The sequence below is a fragment of the Rhodococcus marinonascens NBRC 14363 genome (assembly GCF_001894885.1).
In the GTDB taxonomy this organism is placed as follows: Bacteria; Actinomycetota; Actinomycetes; order Mycobacteriales; family Mycobacteriaceae; genus Rhodococcus_F; species Rhodococcus_F marinonascens.
Genome location: NZ_BCXB01000006.1, coordinates 25,385 through 43,024, shown reverse-complemented (window position 1 = coordinate 43,024; position 17,640 = coordinate 25,385). Strand labels below are relative to the sequence as shown.

Sequence of the window (17,640 nt, the reverse complement as noted above, 5' to 3'; positions counted from 1 at the left end):
ATGCCCCGTATCCCGGTAGCCAGCGTTCTTCCCGATTTCCCCTGGGATTCGCTCCAGTCGGCGAAGGCGAAGGCCCTCGCCCACCCGGACGGCATCGTCAACCTGTCGGTGGGGACCCCGGTCGATCCCGTCGCGCCGATCATCCAGGAGGCGCTGGCCGCGGTCGCCGCTGTTCCGGGTTATCCGACGACGCACGGGACGGACGAGTTGCGGCGCGCGGCGACCTCGGCGCTGCGCCGACGCTACGGGATCACTGGCATCGATCCCGCGGCGGTGCTGCCGGCGATCGGCACCAAGGAACTCATCGCCTGGCTGCCTCGTCTCCTCGGACTCGGCGCCGAGGATCTGGTGGTCATTCCGGAGTTGGCGTACCCCACCTACGAGGTCGGTGCCCTGCTCGCCGGTGCCCGGGTGATCCGTGCCGACGGGCTCAACCGACTCGGACCTGAGGGCGCGTCGCTGATCTTCGTGAATTCGCCCTCCAATCCCACAGGTAAGGTGCTCGGCCTCGAGCATCTGCGCAAGGTGGTCGACTGGGCGCGACGCCGTGGTGCGATTGTGGCGTCCGACGAGTGCTACCTAGGGCTGACCTGGGAGGGTGAAGCTCTGTCGATCCTCGACGAACGGGTGAACGACGGCGATCTGACCGGACTGCTTGCGGTGCACTCGCTGTCCAAGACTTCCAATCTCGCGAGTTATCGTGCGGGATTCGTCACCGGTGATCGGGCGTTGGTGGCCGAACTTCTCGATGTGCGCAAGCACTCGGGCATGATGGTGCCGTTGCCGATCCAGTCGGCGATGACTGCCGCACTTAGCGACGACGCTCACGAGAACGAGCAGCGTGAGCGCTACCGTCGTCGCCGCGAGGTCCTTCTCGCAGCAGTGCGGGGCGCCGGATTCGCCGTCGACAATTCCGAGGCCGGGCTGTATCTGTGGGCGACCCGGGGCGAAGCCTGCCGGGACACTGTCGAATGGTTCGCCGATCGCGGAATCCTCGTGGCACCCGGCGAAATCTACGGGCCCGCCGGCCGCGCTCACGTCCGCATCGCGCTTACCGCCACCGACGAACGGATCGCGGCCGCGGCCGAACGGCTGGGCTGACGGGAGGCCCAGTCCGTCCCTCGCCAGGATCACCGAGATGATCTTCCGCGACCAGTCGGTGCTCGACAGTGTCGAACGGTCGCCGGGTGAGACCCACGCTTCAGCACGCCAGGTCGACGACCAAGAGTTCCTCGCGGTAGTGGCCGTCATCGCCTTCGCCTTCAGTAGACGGGTACGTGTACAGGCCTGATGGACTGCATCGCAGCTCGTACTCCCGCACGGTTCCCGGCAGATACTGATTCGCAACCCACCCCATACCAGCAACCGCAGGAATTCCCACGGCGATGGAAGCCATTCGAATGCGTTCGACAGTACCGACTGTGGCTGGTAACCGGCTTCGAGTCTGTCTGCCATCGGTCCTGATGGCGGGTTGGAGCACGTTCAACGCGCCGGAAACATCGATGATGCGGACAGCGGGAAGCGGTAGATCGATCGAGACAGCGACTCGAACATCGGACAGTTCGGCAACAGCGTCAACCGCGACAGGCACACCACCCTGATATCGGTGAGTGTTCTGTTCTCCGTCGAGAACTTCCGAGTACAGCCGAAACGGCATCGAGACCTGCCATCCTGTTGCCAGATCCGTCCACCATCGGCCCAGTGTCGGAGTCCAACTGAGATGCACACCGATTCGGCTGTTCAGTTGGAATGGGCTGATGTACGGCAGGACGCCGGACTTGATCACGACGGGAACCGTCACGCGGTTGCGCACGGTCATGACCGTGCGTACATCGTCAACGCATGTTCTCTATCTGTCGACGATGGACCACCTAGGGCGTCGAGTACGTCTCGAGCGCGTTCACGTGCATTCTCGTCCGTCCACCCCGAGGTCGCGGAATCGAGCATCGAGTCGACAAGGTTTCGTGCTGTCGGACACGGGCGACGCATGGCATCAGCTTCCGCGGTTGTGATGCAGTGATTGGTGAGCAGGGTCGCGATCTCTGGGGCTTCGAAGCCGTCTGTGGTCATACTCGATCCCGATGCAGTAGGGGGGAATCCGAAGGACGAAGCCTCCGGGCATCGGGTCACCGTGCAGACGAGAGTACAACGCGACCGACGACTGTCAGGCGACTATCTGGCTTCGCAGAGTCTCGGGCGCCTCGCAACCGTCCAGCCCAAACGGGACGCTGCAGGTCAGTCCCGTGGGCTTCCGCTACGACCCCTGGCGGGTGCGCTGCGTCGAGATCCGTGGGCGTGCCAAGTACGTGTTCGAGTCGCTTCGCGAGAGCCAAGCAGCGACTCGACCTCGCGGAACGAACTTTCCGGTGCGAGACCTGCGGGTTTACTACGGGTAGGGATTGGAACGCCGCCGGGGTGGTCCTGGCTGTGGCAGAACGGGGCCCCACTTGTGTTGACGACGTCAGACATGTGCAGCCCTCCTTCGGGTCGGCTGTGTGTGCGGTCTGAGCTTGAATTCTCCCGGCTTCAGCCGGGGGGAACCGCTAACAGTCTCGGGATCGATGACACCGACCAGAACGTGCATCAACTCGTCCCGAACGCCCGCGACATCTAGAAGTCGCTATGCACGCCCGCGGACTCGTCCGGCGAGTCGCAACCGGGTTGGAACCCCCGTTCAGCGCTAACCTGGGCACAGGGTTCCGCTCGGACGGGTGTCCCCCGCCTGAGGTCCGGTTCCCGGTCGCAGTTCCTCACGATCTGAGGGCAGGAGGCAGGCAGCATGGACGCCATCACCCAGGTTCCGGTTCCCACCAACGAGCCGATCCATACCTACGCGCCGGGGAGTCCCGAGCGTTCCCGAGTACGTTCCGCACTTATCGACATCGCCACGAATCCCGTCGACATTCCGCACGTGATCGGTGGAAAACACCGGCAAGGTGACGGCGACCGCGTCGACGTCGTGCAACCGCACCGGCACTCCGCGGTGCTCGGCACGCTGCGTAACGCCACGCACGACGATGCCTCGGCTGCGATCGAGGCCGCCACGGCAGCGGCACCGCAGTGGCGGTCACTTTCGTTCGACGACCGGGCCGCCGTGATCCTGCGCGCCGCCGACCTGTTGTCCGGGCCGTGGCGGGAAACGCTGGCCGCCGCGACGATGCTCGGGCAGTCCAAGTCGATCCAGCAGGCTGAGATCGACGCACCGTGCGAGCTGATCGACTTCTGGCGCTTCAATGTTCATTTCGCACGGCAGATCCTCGCCGACCAGCCGATCTCCTCACCAGGCGTGTGGAACAGGCTCGAGTATCGACCACTCGAAGGCTTCGTCTACGCCATCACGCCGTTCAATTTCAGTGCGATCGCCGGCAACCTTCCGACTGCCCCGGCGCTGATGGGCAACACGGTGATCTGGAAGCCGTCGTCAACGCAGGCCGTCGCTGCGTACTGGACCATGAAGTTACTCGAGGCGGCGGGCATGCCGCCCGGGGTCATCAACCTCCTCACCGGCGATGGGCAGGCGGTGTCGGACGTTCTACTGAGCGACCCTCGCCTCGCCGGTATCCACTTCACGGGTTCGACCCGGACGTTCCAGCATCTGTGGAGCGAGGTGGGCGCGAATATCGGTAGGTATCAAGGCTATCCCCGGTTGGTAGGGGAGACCGGCGGCAAGGACTTCGTGGTCGCGCATGCCTCGGCGAACGAAAGCGTGCTACGGACGGCGCTGATCCGAGGTGCCTTCGAGTATCAGGGCCAGAAGTGTTCGGCCGCATCGCGCGCGTACGTCCCGAAGTCGTTGTGGCGGAGGATGCGCGACACGTTCGCAGCAGAGGTCGATGCCCTCGCCTACGGGGACGTGACGGATTTCGGGAATTTCGGCGGAGCGCTCATCGACCGGCGGGCCTACGAGAAGAATGTCGCGGCCATCGAACGCGCACGTGGCACGACAGGAATCGATGTCGCAGTGGGCGGCAAATACGACGACGGCGTCGGTTGGTTCGTCCGTCCCACCGTGTTCCTTGCCGACGACCCCGCGGAGGAGGCGATGACCACTGAGTACTTCGGGCCGATCCTCACGGTGCACGTCTACGACGACTCGGTTCCGAACGCGTTCGAGGACGTACTCTCGACGGTCGACTCCGCGACCCCCTATGCGTTAACGGGTGCGATCATCGCCGATGATCGCCAGGCCGTCGACCGGGCCATGTCGGCGCTCCGGTTCGCAGCCGGAAACTTCTACGTCAATGACAAGCCCACCGGTGCCGTCGTCGGGCAGCAACCGTTCGGTGGTGCGCGCGCGTCCGGCACGAACGACAAAGCCGGGTCCAAACTCAACCTTCTTCGGTGGGTGTCCGCACGCACCATCAAGGAGACGTTCGTTCCTGCGATCGATCATCGCTATCCACACATGGGGTCGGAATGAAAGCGCCGTCGGCCCTGGCGAATCCGCTCCGTCCTGCGATCCTCGCTGCGGCCCGGTCAAGCAGCGTCAAACGTGCCATCACCCGTGCACCCGTCACGCGGAAACTCGTCGATCGGTTTGTGGCCGGCGAGAGTCGGGAAGCGGCGGTGGAGTGCGTCCGCGAAATTCTCGCATCGGGCCGGTCCGTGTCGATCGATTTCCTCGGTGAAGATACTCGCGATGCGGCCGGAGCACAGGCCATGATGGACGAATATCTGAAACTCGTCGCCGATCTCGGGACTCTGCCAGAAGCGGCGGTGGGGCCGGGTGTTCGCCGACTCGAAGTGTCGCTGAAGTTGTCGGCGCTCGGGCAGGCACTCGCCGACGACGGCCCTAGGGTCGCCATCGAAAACGCTCGCACGATCTGCGCCGCCGCGGAGGTTGCGGGTGTCTGGGTGACCGTGGACGCGGAGGATCACACCACCACCGATTCGACCCTGGCGATCGTCCGTGCACTCCGCTGCGACTTTCCGTGGCTGGGAGCGGTCTTGCAGTCGTATCTGCGACGCACCGAGGACGACTGCCGCGACTTCGCCGGGCCGGGTTCACGGATCAGGCTGTGCAAAGGCGCGTACCGCGAACCCGAGTCCGTGGCCTTCCAGAACCGCGCCGCCGTGGACGCGTCGTACCTGCGGTGCCTCGACATCCTGATGGCCGGGTCCGGTTACCCCATGGTGGCCTCCCACGATCCTGCGGTCATCGCCGCGGTCGCTCCTCTGGTCGCACGCACGGGTCGCGCGGCCACCGGGTACGAGCACCAGATGCTGTTCGGGATCCGGGATGTCGAGCAGCGTCGTCTCGCCAACGAGGACAAGCAAGTTCGTGTGTACGTACCGTACGGACATCAGTGGTACCCCTACTTCATGCGCCGACTGGCCGAGCGCCCCTCGAACCTGCGGTTCTTCCTCCGCTCGGTGGTCACTCGAGACTGACCGACCCGTGCCGGCGCGACAATCTGCCGGGTCCGCGCCGTTGTAGAGTTTCTCGGTGACCACTTCTGGTGAGGGATGGACCAGCGCGGTCCTCTTTGCGGTGGTCATCCTGCTCTTCTCATTGCTGGGTTGGACACGGGTCGGCAAGATGCAATTGACTCGTCCGCCTCGTACCGCCGTTGTGCTGTGGCTGTTGATCGCCGTGCCCTCGCTGGTGCAATTGATCTTTCCGGCGATACTCGACGCCCTGGAAAGGGATCCCAATCTGATTCGGGACCATCAGTGGTGGCGGGTCCTGACGTCGGTGGCGGTGCAGGACGGCGGACTGGTCGGAATCGTTGTGAATCTCGCGGTTCTGGCCTGGGTGGCACCGCTCGCCGTCCGGGTCTGGGGTGGATTCAGGGCGGTCGTGTTGTTCGTGGCGAGCCAGATCATCTTCGGCCTGTTCACCGCATTTGTATTCCCCTCGCCCGGCGCGGGGAACTCGGGTGCCACGCTCGCCCTGGCCGCATCCCTTGCCGGCCTGGTGGTGATGCAGTCGAAGCAAAAGAGGGCCCTTGCAGTCAGCACTGGGATCGTGCTGGCAGGTGTTCTGCTGGTCGCAGTCGGCGACGCACACGGACTGGCAGTGCTGACGGGGACGCTGCTCGGTGCGGCGCTCGCCACCGTCAGTCCACCACCGGCCGACTCGAGTGGCCGCTACCGGCCTCTGTGAGAGGCTGTGGATGTGCTGCTTCGATCTCTGAATCGCCAGGCCGTCGCCCGCGGCGACGACATTCCCGATGCCGTCCGGATAGGCGACACGACTTTGTCACGCGGCGATGTGCTGGCCGCGGCCACCTCCGTGGCCGAACGCGTCTCTCACGCAGATCGTGTCGCGATCCTCGCGACACCCAGCGTCACCACCGTCCTCGCCGTTGTGGGCTGCCTCATCGCAGGTGTGACCGCGGTCCCGGTTCCGCCCGATTCCGGTCCCGCCGAACTGGAGCACATCCTGCGGGACTCCGGTTCGCAGGCGTGGCTCGGTGAGGCGCCCGCCGATTCAGCGGGCCTACCTGTAGTCCCGGTCCGGGTTCATGCCCGGTCCTGGCACAGTTACCCAGAACCGCCTGATTCAGCGACCGCGTTCGTTCTCTACACCTCCGGGACGACGGGTCCACCGAAGGGGGTCCTGATCAGCAGGAAGGCCATCGCCACCAATCTCGACGCGCTCGCGGAGGCATGGCAATGGACCAGCGACGATACGCTGGTGCACGGACTTCCGCTGTTCCACCTTCATGGACTCGTCCTGGGTGTGCTCGGTCCCCTGCGAATCGGCAGCCGTCTCGTCCATACCGTCAAACCCAGCCCCGCGGCGTACGCCGCGGCGCGCGGAACAATGTACTTCGGTGTTCCGACGGTGTGGAGTCGGATCGCCGACGACCCCGACTCGGCGTGCGCGCTATCGGGCGCGCGACTGCTCGTGTCGGGTAGTGCTCCGTTGCCTGTGCCGGTGTTCGAGAAGATACGCGAACTGACCGGGCTCGCACCTATCGAGCGCTACGGCATGAGCGAGACGATGCTGACGCTCAGTACGCGGGCGGACGGAGAGCGTCGCCCGGGCTGGGTCGGTGTGCCGGTGCGCGGCGTTGAGACCCGACTGCGGGACGAGCATGGCGGCGACGTCCCCCACGACGGCGAATCGATCGGCGGACTGCAGGTACGGGGTTCGATGTTTTTCGACGGGTATCTCGGGCGTCCCGAGGCGACCGCAGCGTCGTTCACCGAGGATGGCTACTTCGAGACCGGGGACGTCGCCGTCATCGACCCGGACGGGTTCCACCGCATCGTAGGCCGCGCTTCGACGGATCTCATCAAGTCGGGCGGATTCCGGATCGGTGCTGGCGAGGTGGAGGCGTCCCTGCTGGGCCACCCGAGTGTGCGGGAGGCGGCCGTGGTCGGAGTCCCCGACCCAGACCTCGGCCAGCGACTCGTCGGCTTCGTGGTGGGGGAGAACATCTCGGAACCCGACCTGATCGAGCACGTGGCAGCCGAATTGTCCGTGCACAAGCGACCCCGCGAGATCCGGGTGGTGGAGTCGCTGCCTCGCAATGCACTCGGGAAGGTGCAGAAGAAGCTACTTCTCTGACATCGGTAAGGTGGCGTTCGAAACAGGCCCAACACGGATTGGCAGGCACACAGTGAGTGTCGAGAGCATTGTTCAGAGCACCCGGATCGTCCTGGCATCGCGTCCTGATGGCGTCCCCACCACCGACAACTTCCGGCTCGAGGCCGTGAATCTGCCCGACCCGGCCGATGGTCAGGTGCTGATCCGCATCATCTATCTGTCGCTCGATCCGTACATGCGGGGGCGGATGAGCAGCGCCGAATCATATGCCGATCCCGTCGAAATCGGCGAGGTCATGGTGGGCGGCACCGTCGGACAGGTGATCGACTCGCGGCACCCGGGCTTCGAATCCGGGGACTACGTCCTCGCCTACGCGGGATGGCAGTCGCATGCGGTGGTCGACGGCAAGCTACTCCGCAAACTCGCCCCCGCCGCGGCGCCGTTGTCGACCGCCGTCGGTGTCCTCGGCATGCCGGGCTTCACCGCGTACTCCGGTTTGCTGAAGATCGGGCAACCACGGGAAGGTGAGACCGTGGTCGTTGCGGCCGCCAGTGGTCCGGTCGGTTCGGCAGTCGGGCAGATAGCGAAGCTGAAGGGCGCCCGGGCGGTCGGGATCGCGGGCGGTCCGGAGAAGTGCGCCTACCTTCTCGACGAACTGGGTTTCGACGCTGCCGTCGATCACAAGGCCCCCGACTTCGCTGAACAGCTGGGCGCCGCGGTTCCGGACGGAATCGACGTCTACTTCGAGAACGTCGGGGGTGCGGTGGCCGCAGCGGTACTGCCACTACTGAAACTGTACGCACGGGTTCCCGTGTGTGGGCTGATTGCGCAGTACAACGACAGCACTGCTCCCGAAGGACCGGATCGGTTGCCCGGATTCTTCAGCCGAGTTCTGGTCAAGAGTCTCACGATCCGAGGATTCATCCAGGGCGAATTCGTTTCCGAAATGTACGAGGATTTCCTGCGCGACGTGTCGGGGTGGATCAAGGAGGGCCGATTCGAGTACCGAGAGGACTTCGTCGACGGAATCGAAAATGCACCAACAGCTTTCATTGGCCTACTCCAGGGTAAGAACTTCGGCAAGATGCTGGTGCGGGTCGCGGAGGAGGGCTGACTCGTCGTCGGTTGGGTACACGAATTCGGGAGAGCCATCGACCCTAGCGCAACCGGGGCACCCGTTCGGGCGATGTGTTCGCAATCGGGTAGCGGTTTGCAAGGACATGGAGCCCCGAGATCTTCTGTATCCCCCATTAGGAAGGCGCTGTTGCCGTGAGACAGCGCACCGCGAAGAAGATGAGTCTCCACGCCAACACATTGGATTACAGCTCGTCGACTCGGGGGCCAGACTCGGGGGCGCACGGCCCGGGCGCTGACGGCCCGGACGTTCCGCTCGCCGGATCGGCGCGTATTGGATACCAGATTTGCTCGCATACAGTACCCTTCGACGGCTCGAACTTGCGCAGTGGACTGTTAGTTGCCATACAGCGAAAGGGGATCGTCTGTGGTCGATCATAATTCGGTGTCCGGATTCGGAATAAAGGTGGCCGGTCAACCGGCATCTCAGCCGTTGCGGGACTTTCGTTCTCTCGCTCGGCACCTGGTCTCTCTGTATGCCACTGAGGTCGCGCCGCCAGGGTCGGTGCCGGTATCAGTGGAGGGTAAGCAGTCCGAGAGCGACGTCACCGAGGTGACGGCTCACTGTCTGCGCCTGGGTATCCAGATGCTGGACACCCGTACGACCCCCAGCGAGGAGGAAGTGGATCCGCTCCGGACCTTTGCGGGCCAGTGGGCGCGGGAAGGGGTGCCGCTCAAATCTGTGCTGCGTGTCTACCACGAGGGAATACGCCGAGGGTGGGACATGGTGGTGTCGAAGGCGCGGGCGGAGGATCTGGCAGATGTGGTGGCGGGCTCGATCCTTTTGCTGGGCCTGGTCGAGAGTGTGACCGTCGCTGCTACATCCAGCTACGTGGCCGAAGTCGAGGCATTGACGAGTGAACGAAACTCTGCCGCGCAGACGATGGTTACGACCCTGCTGAATGGTCGCAACCCCGTCTCGCTGTCGCGTGAGTCCGGGATCAAGTTGGTCGAGAACTATGTGGTGATGGGGCTGTCGGTGCCTCCCTACCGGGAGGACGCGTCCTCCCAGATGCCGGAGTCGGTGGCGGTTCGCCGCCGGACACGCCGCATGCAAGCTGCCGTCTCGGACGCGTGCGGCGGCGCGCCTCTGGCGCTGCTGGGTGGGGAGGGGGGAACCGTCCTACTTGACGGGAGTCTGTCGGAGGAGGAACTGCGCAACATCGTGTGCAGACTCAGCGAAGCCGCCGAGGCGGATGTTACAGCGGCAGTGGCGCCCACCCGGATCGATCGCATTCCATCGGCAGCGGACGAGGCGCAAGAACTCCTCAGCCTGGTCAGGCATTTGGGCCGGCCGGCAGGCCTGTACCGGATGGAAGATCTTGCGCTCGAATTCCAGATCACCCGGCAGGGTTCGGGAAGAACGCATCTGGCAAGCCTCCTCACGCCACTCTACGGCTCGCCCGAACTCATCGAGACCCTCGACGTGCACATCGGTAACGATTTGAACCGCCAACGTACGGCCAGGCAGTTGCACGTCCATGCGAACACAGTCGACTACCGACTGAAACGGGTGGCGCAACTGACCGGGTTCGATCCGACGCGGCCATCAGGGCTGCGGCAGATTCAGGCTGCGCTGACCGCCCGGCGACTCGAGGGAGCGCGGCACCGGCAACAGTCGTAGCCCCCCGCGCTGTACGTTGCGCCGCTTCTCCCACTGCAAATGTGCGAAAAATTTTACCGCACAGCAAAAACCGATTGTGTGTTATCGAGAAGATGCCGTTCTGGATGTCCCGTCGAGATTTCGTCGTGGGCACCGACCCTGTCGGATCGGTTCTCCCGGTTTACTAGCCAATCATCGGCCGTTCATGCTTTGGTGGAAGGTGAGGTGGAACCCGTCGGAGGAGCGAGGTTATGACCATGTCATTCAGAGGTGTCGCCAATCTCGATATTCGTGACTCGATTCCGGACTGGGGTCCGTACGAGCAACCGAAAGCCGAACCGGGTTCGCCGAACATTCTTTACGTCGTGCTCGACGACGTGGGTTTCGGCGCACTCGGCTGCTACGGCGGACCGATCGAGACCCCCAACATCGACCGGATTGCAGGGAACGGACTGCGCTACGGACAGTGGCACACCACTGCGCTGTGTTCCCCGACCCGCTCCTGCCTGCTCACCGGCCGGAACCACACCACCAATGGCATGGGCTGCATCAGCGAGGCCTCCAGTGGTTTCCCCGGCTCGAACGGGCACATCCCACCCGAATGCGCCACCCTGGCCGAGATCCTGGTGGATCACGGATTCAGCACCGCGATGGTCGGTAAGTGGCACCTGTGTGCCCAGGACGAAATGAATCTGGCGTCCACCAAGCGGAACTGGCCGGTCGGCCGTGGTTTCGAGCGCTTTTACGGTTTCCTCGGCGGCGAGACCAACCAGTGGAATCCCGACCTGGTTCACGACAACCACTCCGTGGAGCAGCCTTCCACCCCGGAGGAGGGCTATCACTTCGGCGTCGACATCACAGACAAGGCTCTCGAGTACCTCGGGGACGTGAAAGCGATTGCTCCGGAACGTCCGGTGTTCCTGTACTACGCTCCGGGATGCGCGCATGCCCCCCACCAGGTACCCGCCGAATGGTCGGACCGGTACCGGGGCAGGTTCGATGCGGGCTATGAAGTAATGCGTGAGCAGATCCTTGCCAGGCAGAAGGAAATGGGCCTGGTCCCCCAGAACACCGGACTACCTCCGCTCAACCCGATCGGAACCTTCGATACCCGCAGTGGTCCAGACGGCCAGCCGTTCCCGCCCCTGGACTTCACCCGCCCCTGGGACACTCTCTCCGAGGACGAGCAGCGCCTCTTCGCGCGGATGGCCGAAGTGTACGCGGGCTTCCTCTCTCACTGTGACGACCAGATCGGCCGCCTCCTGTCCTATCTCGAAGACATCGAGCAACTCGACAACACCATCATCGTGGTGGTCGCCGACAACGGTGCCAGCGGCGAGGGCGGGCCGAACGGGTCGGTCAACGAGAACAAGATGTTCAACGGCGTTCCCGACGACTTGGACGAGAATCTGGCTCAGCTGGACGAACTCGGCAGCGTCGAGACGTACAACCACTACCCGAATGGGTGGGCGATGGCCTTCTGTGCTCCCTTCAAGATGTGGAAGCGATACACATACAACGGCGGCACCTGCGATCCATGCGTCATCTCCTGGCCGGCCGGGATCGAGGCCAGAGGTGAGACCCGCGACCAGTACCACCACGCCGTAGACCTGGTTCCGACACTTCTCGACTGCCTCGGCATCGAACTTCCGGAGACCGTGAAGGGGTATACCCAACACCCGCTTCAGGGAGTGAGCATGCGCTACAGCTTCGACGCAGGCATGATTCCGACCGCCAAGCGCACCCAGTTCTACTCGATGCTCGGCAGCCGGGGTATCTGGCACGATGGCTGGAAGGCTGTCACGACCCACCCCACGCTGAGTGGGTGGAGCAACTTCAGCGACGATGTGTGGGAGCTGTACCACACGGATGTGGACCGCGCCGAACTATACGACCTCGCCGCAGAGGAACCAGGCAGGCTGGCAGAGCTCATCGGACTGTGGTTCCACGAGGCCGGCGCCAACCAGGCTTACCCGCTCGACGACCGTGCACCCGTCGAGATCCTCACCGCCCCGCGCCCACAGCAGGTGGCGCCGAGGAACCGCTACGTCTACCGTCCGGGCGGCGCCGCGGTGCCCGAATCCGTTGCGGTCAGCGTCCGTAATCGTTCCTACTCGATCGGGGCGCTCGTCGACCTTCCCGAACCGGATGCGCTCGTCGACCTTCTCGACCAGGGTCCGTCCGGTGTGCTGTTCGCCCAAGGCGGACGGTTCGGGGGACACGCGCTCTATGTCAAGGACGACCGATTGCACTATGTGTATAACTTCCTGGGCATGGAACAGCAGATCGTCGCCGCGGACGAGGATCTGCCGACCGGCGAAAATCTCATACTGGCCGCGTCGTTCGACAAGAACGGTGAGGATCCACCAGGTACCGCACGTGGGGTCCTGGCCCTTTATCACGGCGACCGCAAGGTCGGTGAGGGCCTGATCACGACTCAGCCCGGCCCGTTCGGTCTCGCCGGTGCGGGACTCACTGTGGGCCGTGGCGGAGCCGATGCCGTCACCGACGACTACTCCGGAGAGGCACCCGGGACGTTCACCGGCGGCACGTTGAAGCGAGTGGTGATCGACGTCAGCGGCGAACCGTTCGTCGACCTCGAACGCGAAGCAGCAGCCATGCTCTCGCGGGAGTAGCGCCCCCGTATCTAGGCTCCGTCGTGATCTAGGCTCCGTCGTGATCGCACCCGACTGGCAGCGTCAGCGAGGAGAGTGAGCGATGACCGGTGACACGGGAGAGGGGCAGTTCCGCCAGTTGACGACTCCCCGGTCTGCGGCGGTCGCGGGCATCCTCTTTGCTGCACTCTTCGCGACCAGCCTGGTCCTACTCAGGACAGCGCTTCCCGCAGACCCCCATGCGGATCCCGCCTGGGTGGGACGCGGTGGATCCAGAATAAGTGCCGCGCTGGTGCTGGCGCCCTTCGCCGGCATAGCGTTCCTGTGGTTCATCGGCGTCGTTCGCGATCGGTTCGGGCAACTCGAGGACCGATTCTTCTCCACAGTTTTCCTTGGCAGCGGACTACTGTTCCTGGCCAGCGTATTCGTCTCGATGGCGGTCGCCGGCGGCGTCTTGGCCGTCGGCCGGCAGTCGGACATTCCTCAGGGCGACATCGTGTACTTCGGACGTGAGGTGATGCTGCAGATCAACAATGTGTACGCGGTACGCATGGCCGGGGTCTTCATGATCTCGTTGGGAACGATTTGGCTTCGTACAGGTCTGATGCCCCGGTGGCTTGCGGTGACCACGTATATCCTTGCGCTGACGCTTCTGCTGATCGTGAGCCTCAGTCTGTGGGTGACTCTGGTATTTCCGGCGTGGGTGTTGATGATCAGCATCTACATCCTGGTCGGCCGTCGCCACGAATCGCGCCAACGGGGCTGAAAGCGCGCAGGCAACCGGGGCCGCTCACGAGGCGGCGGCGACACGGACCGCTCACGAGGCGGCGGCGGGAAAGGTTTCTACGGCGATATTCTCCCGGACAGGAACTCTCACCATGGATACAGTCAGATTCTTCGAGGTGGCGACGCAATCCTTCGAAGTGCTCGGTGTTCTGTCGATGGTTCTCGGGTTCCTGTTCGCGTTCATCCTGGCCGCGCGCGCCTGGAAGCGCACAAGTGATGGTGCTCAGGCATTCAAGACTTTGCGGGAGTCACTTGGGGGAGCGATCCTGCTTGGTCTGGAACTACTCGTCGCGGCCGACATCGTCAAGACGGTCACGTCGACGCCCTCGCTGACGGATGCGGCTGTCCTCGGCGTGATCGTGCTGATTCGAACCGTGCTGAGCCTGTCCATCGAAATCGAGATCGAGGGTGTTGCACCGTGGAAGAAGGCGTTGGTCACCGGGCCGCAGGTGCTTGCCCGTGCGGCCCGGAAACCGCTCCCCCCGGAGTCGGATCCAAGTCGGTGAGGATCAGGTGCCGCTAGAGATCAGCGGCCTTGTCCGAGAAGAGGTCACACCGTTGCGGGAGAGCGGCGCAGTCGCCTGTTCAGGAATCCCAATCCTGCGATGATCAGGAACAGGATGCTCGTCGAGAGCAACTGTGTCCGAGCGTTGGAGTCGAAGAGCATCAGTATGATGAAACCACTGAGCATCGCGAGCGTGACGTAGCTGAGCCAAGGGAACAGCCACATCCGCAAGGTCAGTTTTCCCTCGCGTTCGAGGCGGGGACGAAGCCTCAGGTGCGAGATGATGATGAAGAGCCAGATGAACAGAAGTGCCGAGCCTACGGCGTTGAGAAGGATTCCCAGAAGTTGATCGGGCAGCAACCCGTTGAGCACCACGCTGACGAGGCCGAATACTACCGACAGCAGCACCGCTTTGACCGGTACACCGGACTTCGAGATCTGGGTCATGAATGCCGGGCCGTCGCCCCGCCGAGACAGCGAGTACACCATCCGGGACGTGCCGTAGATTTGGGCGTTGAACGCCGACAGCAGAGCGATCACGACGACCAGTTCCATGAACCCGGCCACGTAGCAGGTTTGCCTGGTTGAGGACGGCGACGAACGGCCCGCTCCCCTGGTCCGCGGTGTTCCAGGGGAGGACGAGGACCATGATCGAGATCGAGCCGATGTAGAAGACGCTGATACGCCACACGACGCTGCGCACCGCAATGCCGATAGAGCGCTCGGGATCCTCGGACTCGGCGGCCGCGATGGTCACGATCTCGATACCGCCGAAGGCGAACGCCACCACCAGCAACCCCGCGGCGATACCGGCGATGCCTTCAGGCATGAACCCGCCGTTGCCGAGGAGGTTCGTCGTGCCGACCGGTTCGGTATCAGGGAGCAGTCCGAACACCAGCAGCACGCCGATCACCAGGAACCCGACGATCACGGCGACCTTGATTGCGGCGAACCAGAACTCGAACTCACCGAAGTTGGCGACCTTCGCCAGGTTGACCACGGCGAAGAAGACCACGAAGACGAGGGCGATCGTCCACTGCGGTACTTCGGGTAACCACCCGGTCACGATGGCCGAGGCGCCGGTGATCTCGGCACCGAGCACCATGATCAGCAAGCACCAGTACAGCCAGCCCATGACGAATCCGGCCCAGTCGCCGATGCCGATCCGCGCATAGTGCGAGAAGGATCCACTGGCGGGGATGGCGGCACCCATCTCGCCGAGCATGCGCATCACGAAGACGACGATGATGCCGGCGAGAACGTACGAGATGAGGATTGCCGGCCCGGCTGTCGCGATGCCGACACCCGAACCGAGAAACAGTCCGGCACCGATGGCGGAGCCGAGGCCCATCATCGTGAGGTGCCGTACCTTCAGTCCGCTGCCCAGTGCGTCGGCCGACTTGGTTGTCGTGTCAGGCGTTTGTGTGCTGTCCACGGGGAGTCAGTCGTTCGCGTGTAGAACTGTGTTGAGTTTCACTCCGGTGCCCTTCCTTGGAACGACCTCGACTGTGCCCGACACGGAGTTGCGGCGCAAGAGCAAGTTTGACTGACCGTTGAGTTCTTTGGCCTTGACTACGGTGCCGTCCGGCCCGGTGACTTTGGTGCCCGCCGTCACGTACAGGCCGGCTTCGAGGACGCAGTCGTCGCCCAGAGAAATGCCGAGGCCGGAATTGGCGCCGAGCAGGCAGCGCTCGCCGACGGAGATGATCTCCTTGCCGCCACCGGAAAGGGTGCCCATGATCGAGGCGCCGCCGCCCACGTCGGATCCGTCGCCTACGACGACGCCCGCGGAGATGCGGCCCTCGACCATGGAGTTGCCGAGCGTGCCCGCGTTGAAGTTGACGAAGCCCTCGTGCATCACGGTGGTGCCGCTCGCCAGGTGGGCGCCGAGGCGCACGCGGTCCGCGTCGGCGATGCGGACGCCGGACGGCACGACGTAGTCGACCATCCGCGGAAACTTGTCGACACTGAGCACGGTTACCGCGCCACGGATACGGAGGCGGGAACGCGCCTTCTCGAAACCTTCGACCGCGCATGGGCCGAAGTTGGTCCACACCACGTTGGGCAACAGTCCGAACAGGCCGTCGAGGTTGATGGCGTGCGGCGTTACGAGTCGGTGCGACAGGAGGTGAAGGCGCAGGTAAGCATCATGGACATCGGCCGGGGGTTCGGACATGTCGGTGATGGTGGTGCGAACCACGATCTGATCCACTTCACGCGCCGCGTCGGGTCCGGCGAGTAGTGCCAGATCTGAGGGGATGTCACCACCCTCGATCCGGACGGTGCCGGCCTCGTCGAAGTCACCCAACTCCGGCGCTGGGAACCAGGTGTCGAGGACCGTGCCGCCGACTGTCACGTTGGCGATGCCTACTGCGGATGCTCCCTGTGTACTCACAACAACACAGGCTACTGTGTCGTGAATCGGCCATTTTCCGGCAGTCGTCGTCGATTCGTGCTTGGTTCGACGACCCGGCGGTTGAGGGAGGTGCGCGATGATCTGCGCGGCACGGAAATTCACCGGGAAAGGATTCTGAGGATGCGAATTCCACAGTTCGATCGATTCACCACGGGAGGCCTACGGTTTGCGGCCGCGGGCGCACTCCTCGCCGGAGCGGTGTCGGTAGTGGCGCCGCAGACCGCGTCGGCCGCGCCGGTGTGCCCGGGTGCCGGCCAGGCGCCAATTCTCGTGGGCCAGGTACCAGGAGCGGCACTCGAGGGCGTAGCGGTGGATGAGGACGGGCGTCTCTACACGACCGACCTCTTGAGTGGGCGAGTCTTCCGACTCGATGCCCCGGGCGCTCCCGCGGTGCCGGTCGCGACCGTCCCTGATGGCGGCGCGGGCGCGCTGGCCTGGGCCTCGGACGGTTCTCTGCTTGTGGGTTACGGAGCCGACGCCCGCGTCGCGCTCGGCGACATCACGCGCCCGGGCGCGGTTGCGAAGTTCGACCCGGCGACGGGTGAACTGACCCCGTTCGCTTCCGGTCTCAGCGCCGCCGACGGTCTGGCCGTAGCGGCAGACGGAGTCACCTACGCCACCAACGACTTTGCCACGCAGATCGGCAGGATCTTCCCCGACGGCACTGTCCAACCCGACTGGGCCACACTGCCGAGCGCCAACGGTGCGGTTCTCAGTTCCGACGACCGCTACCTCTACATGTCGAGGACGTTCGTGAACCCCGGCGTGAGCCGGATCCCCCTTGCGAACCCGGGGGCACCCGAGGACTTGCTCACGCTCAGCGGATTCGATGTGCTCGCCGCGCCCGACGGACTCGCGCTCGATTCCCAGGACCGGCCCGTCGTGCCCGCGAACGCAAAGGGTGAGATCTGGCGACTCGACGCTCCCGGACAGTACTGCGTGCTCGCGTCGGGTCTGCCGACGTCGAGCATGGTCATCTACGGGCGGGGGTCCGACGGGTTCTCTGCAGGACGGCTCTTCCGTATCGGATTCGACGGCGCCATCTACGAGATCCCCGGCGGCTTCGATGGCTGATCGCGACCA

13 protein-coding genes and 1 pseudogene are annotated in these 17,640 nt (G+C 64.2%); 11 read left to right on the top strand and 3 right to left on the bottom strand.

Annotation, left to right across the window (positions count from 1 at the left end; all coding sequences use genetic code 11):
- Entirely contained in the window at positions 1-1,101 is a 1,101-nt protein-coding gene (gene dapC / locus RM2_RS06410) for a succinyldiaminopimelate transaminase (RefSeq protein WP_072688007.1), read from the top strand.
- 100 nt (positions 1,102-1,201) lie between these two features.
- Here dapC and RM2_RS06405 read toward each other — a convergent pair whose 3' ends face one another.
- A complete protein-coding gene (locus RM2_RS06405; RefSeq protein WP_072688006.1) occupies positions 1,202-1,819 on the bottom strand; it encodes a hypothetical protein in 618 nt (205 codons plus the stop codon).
- 960 nt (positions 1,820-2,779) lie between these two features.
- Between RM2_RS06405 and pruA the strand changes: the two genes are divergently transcribed.
- The 9 genes from pruA (at position 2,780) to RM2_RS06350 (ending at position 14,142) form a co-directional block, all read left to right on the top strand.
- Positions 2,780-4,420 (top strand): L-glutamate gamma-semialdehyde dehydrogenase, encoded by a 1,641-nt coding sequence (gene pruA / locus RM2_RS06390; protein ID WP_072688003.1) that lies wholly within the window; start codon positions 2,780-2,782, stop codon positions 4,418-4,420.
- Entirely contained in the window at positions 4,417-5,391 is a 975-nt protein-coding gene (locus tag RM2_RS06385; RefSeq protein WP_072688002.1) for a proline dehydrogenase family protein, read from the top strand. Before pruA ends, RM2_RS06385 begins: the two co-directional genes overlap by 4 nt.
- A 55-nt stretch (positions 5,392-5,446) precedes the next feature.
- On the top strand, positions 5,447-6,106 hold the full coding sequence (locus RM2_RS06380; protein ID WP_072688001.1) for a rhomboid family intramembrane serine protease: 660 nt from the start codon (positions 5,447-5,449) through the stop codon (positions 6,104-6,106).
- A 12-nt stretch (positions 6,107-6,118) separates the two neighbouring features.
- Positions 6,119-7,519: an acyl-CoA synthetase gene (locus RM2_RS06375; RefSeq protein WP_072688140.1), complete on the top strand. Its 1,401-nt coding sequence runs from the start codon at positions 6,119-6,121 to the stop codon at positions 7,517-7,519.
- A 52-nt stretch (positions 7,520-7,571) separates the two neighbouring features.
- The gene (gene curA / locus RM2_RS06370; RefSeq protein ID WP_072688000.1) at positions 7,572-8,612 is read left to right on the top strand and encodes an NADPH-dependent curcumin/dihydrocurcumin reductase; all 1,041 of its coding nucleotides are present in this window, start codon (positions 7,572-7,574) and stop codon (positions 8,610-8,612) included.
- A 387-nt stretch (positions 8,613-8,999) separates the two neighbouring features.
- Positions 9,000-10,256, top strand: a complete 1,257-nt coding sequence (locus RM2_RS06365; protein ID WP_072687999.1) for a PucR family transcriptional regulator — start codon at positions 9,000-9,002, stop codon at positions 10,254-10,256.
- Positions 10,257-10,486: 230 nt separating this feature from the next.
- Positions 10,487-12,871 carry an arylsulfatase gene (locus tag RM2_RS06360; protein WP_072687998.1) on the top strand — a complete coding sequence of 795 codons (2,385 nt, stop codon included), beginning with the start codon at positions 10,487-10,489 and terminating at the stop codon, positions 12,869-12,871.
- An 82-nt stretch (positions 12,872-12,953) separates the two neighbouring features.
- Positions 12,954-13,616 carry a hypothetical protein gene (locus tag RM2_RS06355; protein ID WP_072687997.1) on the top strand — a complete coding sequence of 221 codons (663 nt, stop codon included), beginning with the start codon at positions 12,954-12,956 and terminating at the stop codon, positions 13,614-13,616.
- Positions 13,617-13,728: 112 nt separating this feature from the next.
- Complete coding sequence (locus RM2_RS06350; protein ID WP_072687996.1) at positions 13,729-14,142, top strand: DUF1622 domain-containing protein; 414 nt, start codon at positions 13,729-13,731, stop codon at positions 14,140-14,142.
- 44 nt (positions 14,143-14,186) lie between these two features.
- Here RM2_RS06350 and RM2_RS06345 read toward each other — a convergent pair.
- Positions 14,187-15,576 (bottom strand): annotated as a pseudogene (locus RM2_RS06345) (amino acid permease).
- 6 nt (positions 15,577-15,582) lie between these two features.
- The gene (gene dapD, locus RM2_RS06340; protein ID WP_072688139.1) at positions 15,583-16,536 is read right to left on the bottom strand and encodes a 2,3,4,5-tetrahydropyridine-2,6-dicarboxylate N-succinyltransferase; all 954 of its coding nucleotides are present in this window, start codon (positions 16,534-16,536) and stop codon (positions 15,583-15,585) included.
- A 141-nt stretch (positions 16,537-16,677) separates the two neighbouring features.
- On the opposite strand from dapD, the gene RM2_RS06335 reads away from it, so the two are divergent.
- A complete protein-coding gene (locus tag RM2_RS06335; protein ID WP_072687995.1) occupies positions 16,678-17,631 on the top strand; it encodes an SMP-30/gluconolactonase/LRE family protein in 954 nt (317 codons plus the stop codon).
- The last annotated feature ends 9 nt before the right edge of the window (positions 17,632-17,640 follow it).

Excerpts from the sequence above, each read along its gene's own strand:
- dapC (WP_072688007.1), top strand. The coding sequence starts at position 1 with ATGCCCCGTATCCCGGTAGCCAGCGTTCTTCCCGATTTCCCCTGGGAT.
- RM2_RS06405 (WP_072688006.1), bottom strand. The coding sequence starts at position 1,819 with ATGACCGTGCGCAACCGCGTGACGGTTCCCGTCGTGATCAAGTCCGGC.
- pruA (WP_072688003.1), top strand. The coding sequence starts at position 2,780 with ATGGACGCCATCACCCAGGTTCCGGTTCCCACCAACGAGCCGATCCAT.
- RM2_RS06385 (WP_072688002.1), top strand. The coding sequence starts at position 4,417 with ATGAAAGCGCCGTCGGCCCTGGCGAATCCGCTCCGTCCTGCGATCCTC.
- RM2_RS06360 (WP_072687998.1), top strand. The coding sequence starts at position 10,487 with ATGACCATGTCATTCAGAGGTGTCGCCAATCTCGATATTCGTGACTCG.
- RM2_RS06355 (WP_072687997.1), top strand. The coding sequence starts at position 12,954 with ATGACCGGTGACACGGGAGAGGGGCAGTTCCGCCAGTTGACGACTCCC.
- RM2_RS06350 (WP_072687996.1), top strand. The coding sequence starts at position 13,729 with ATGGATACAGTCAGATTCTTCGAGGTGGCGACGCAATCCTTCGAAGTG.
- RM2_RS06335 (WP_072687995.1), top strand. The coding sequence starts at position 16,678 with ATGCGAATTCCACAGTTCGATCGATTCACCACGGGAGGCCTACGGTTT.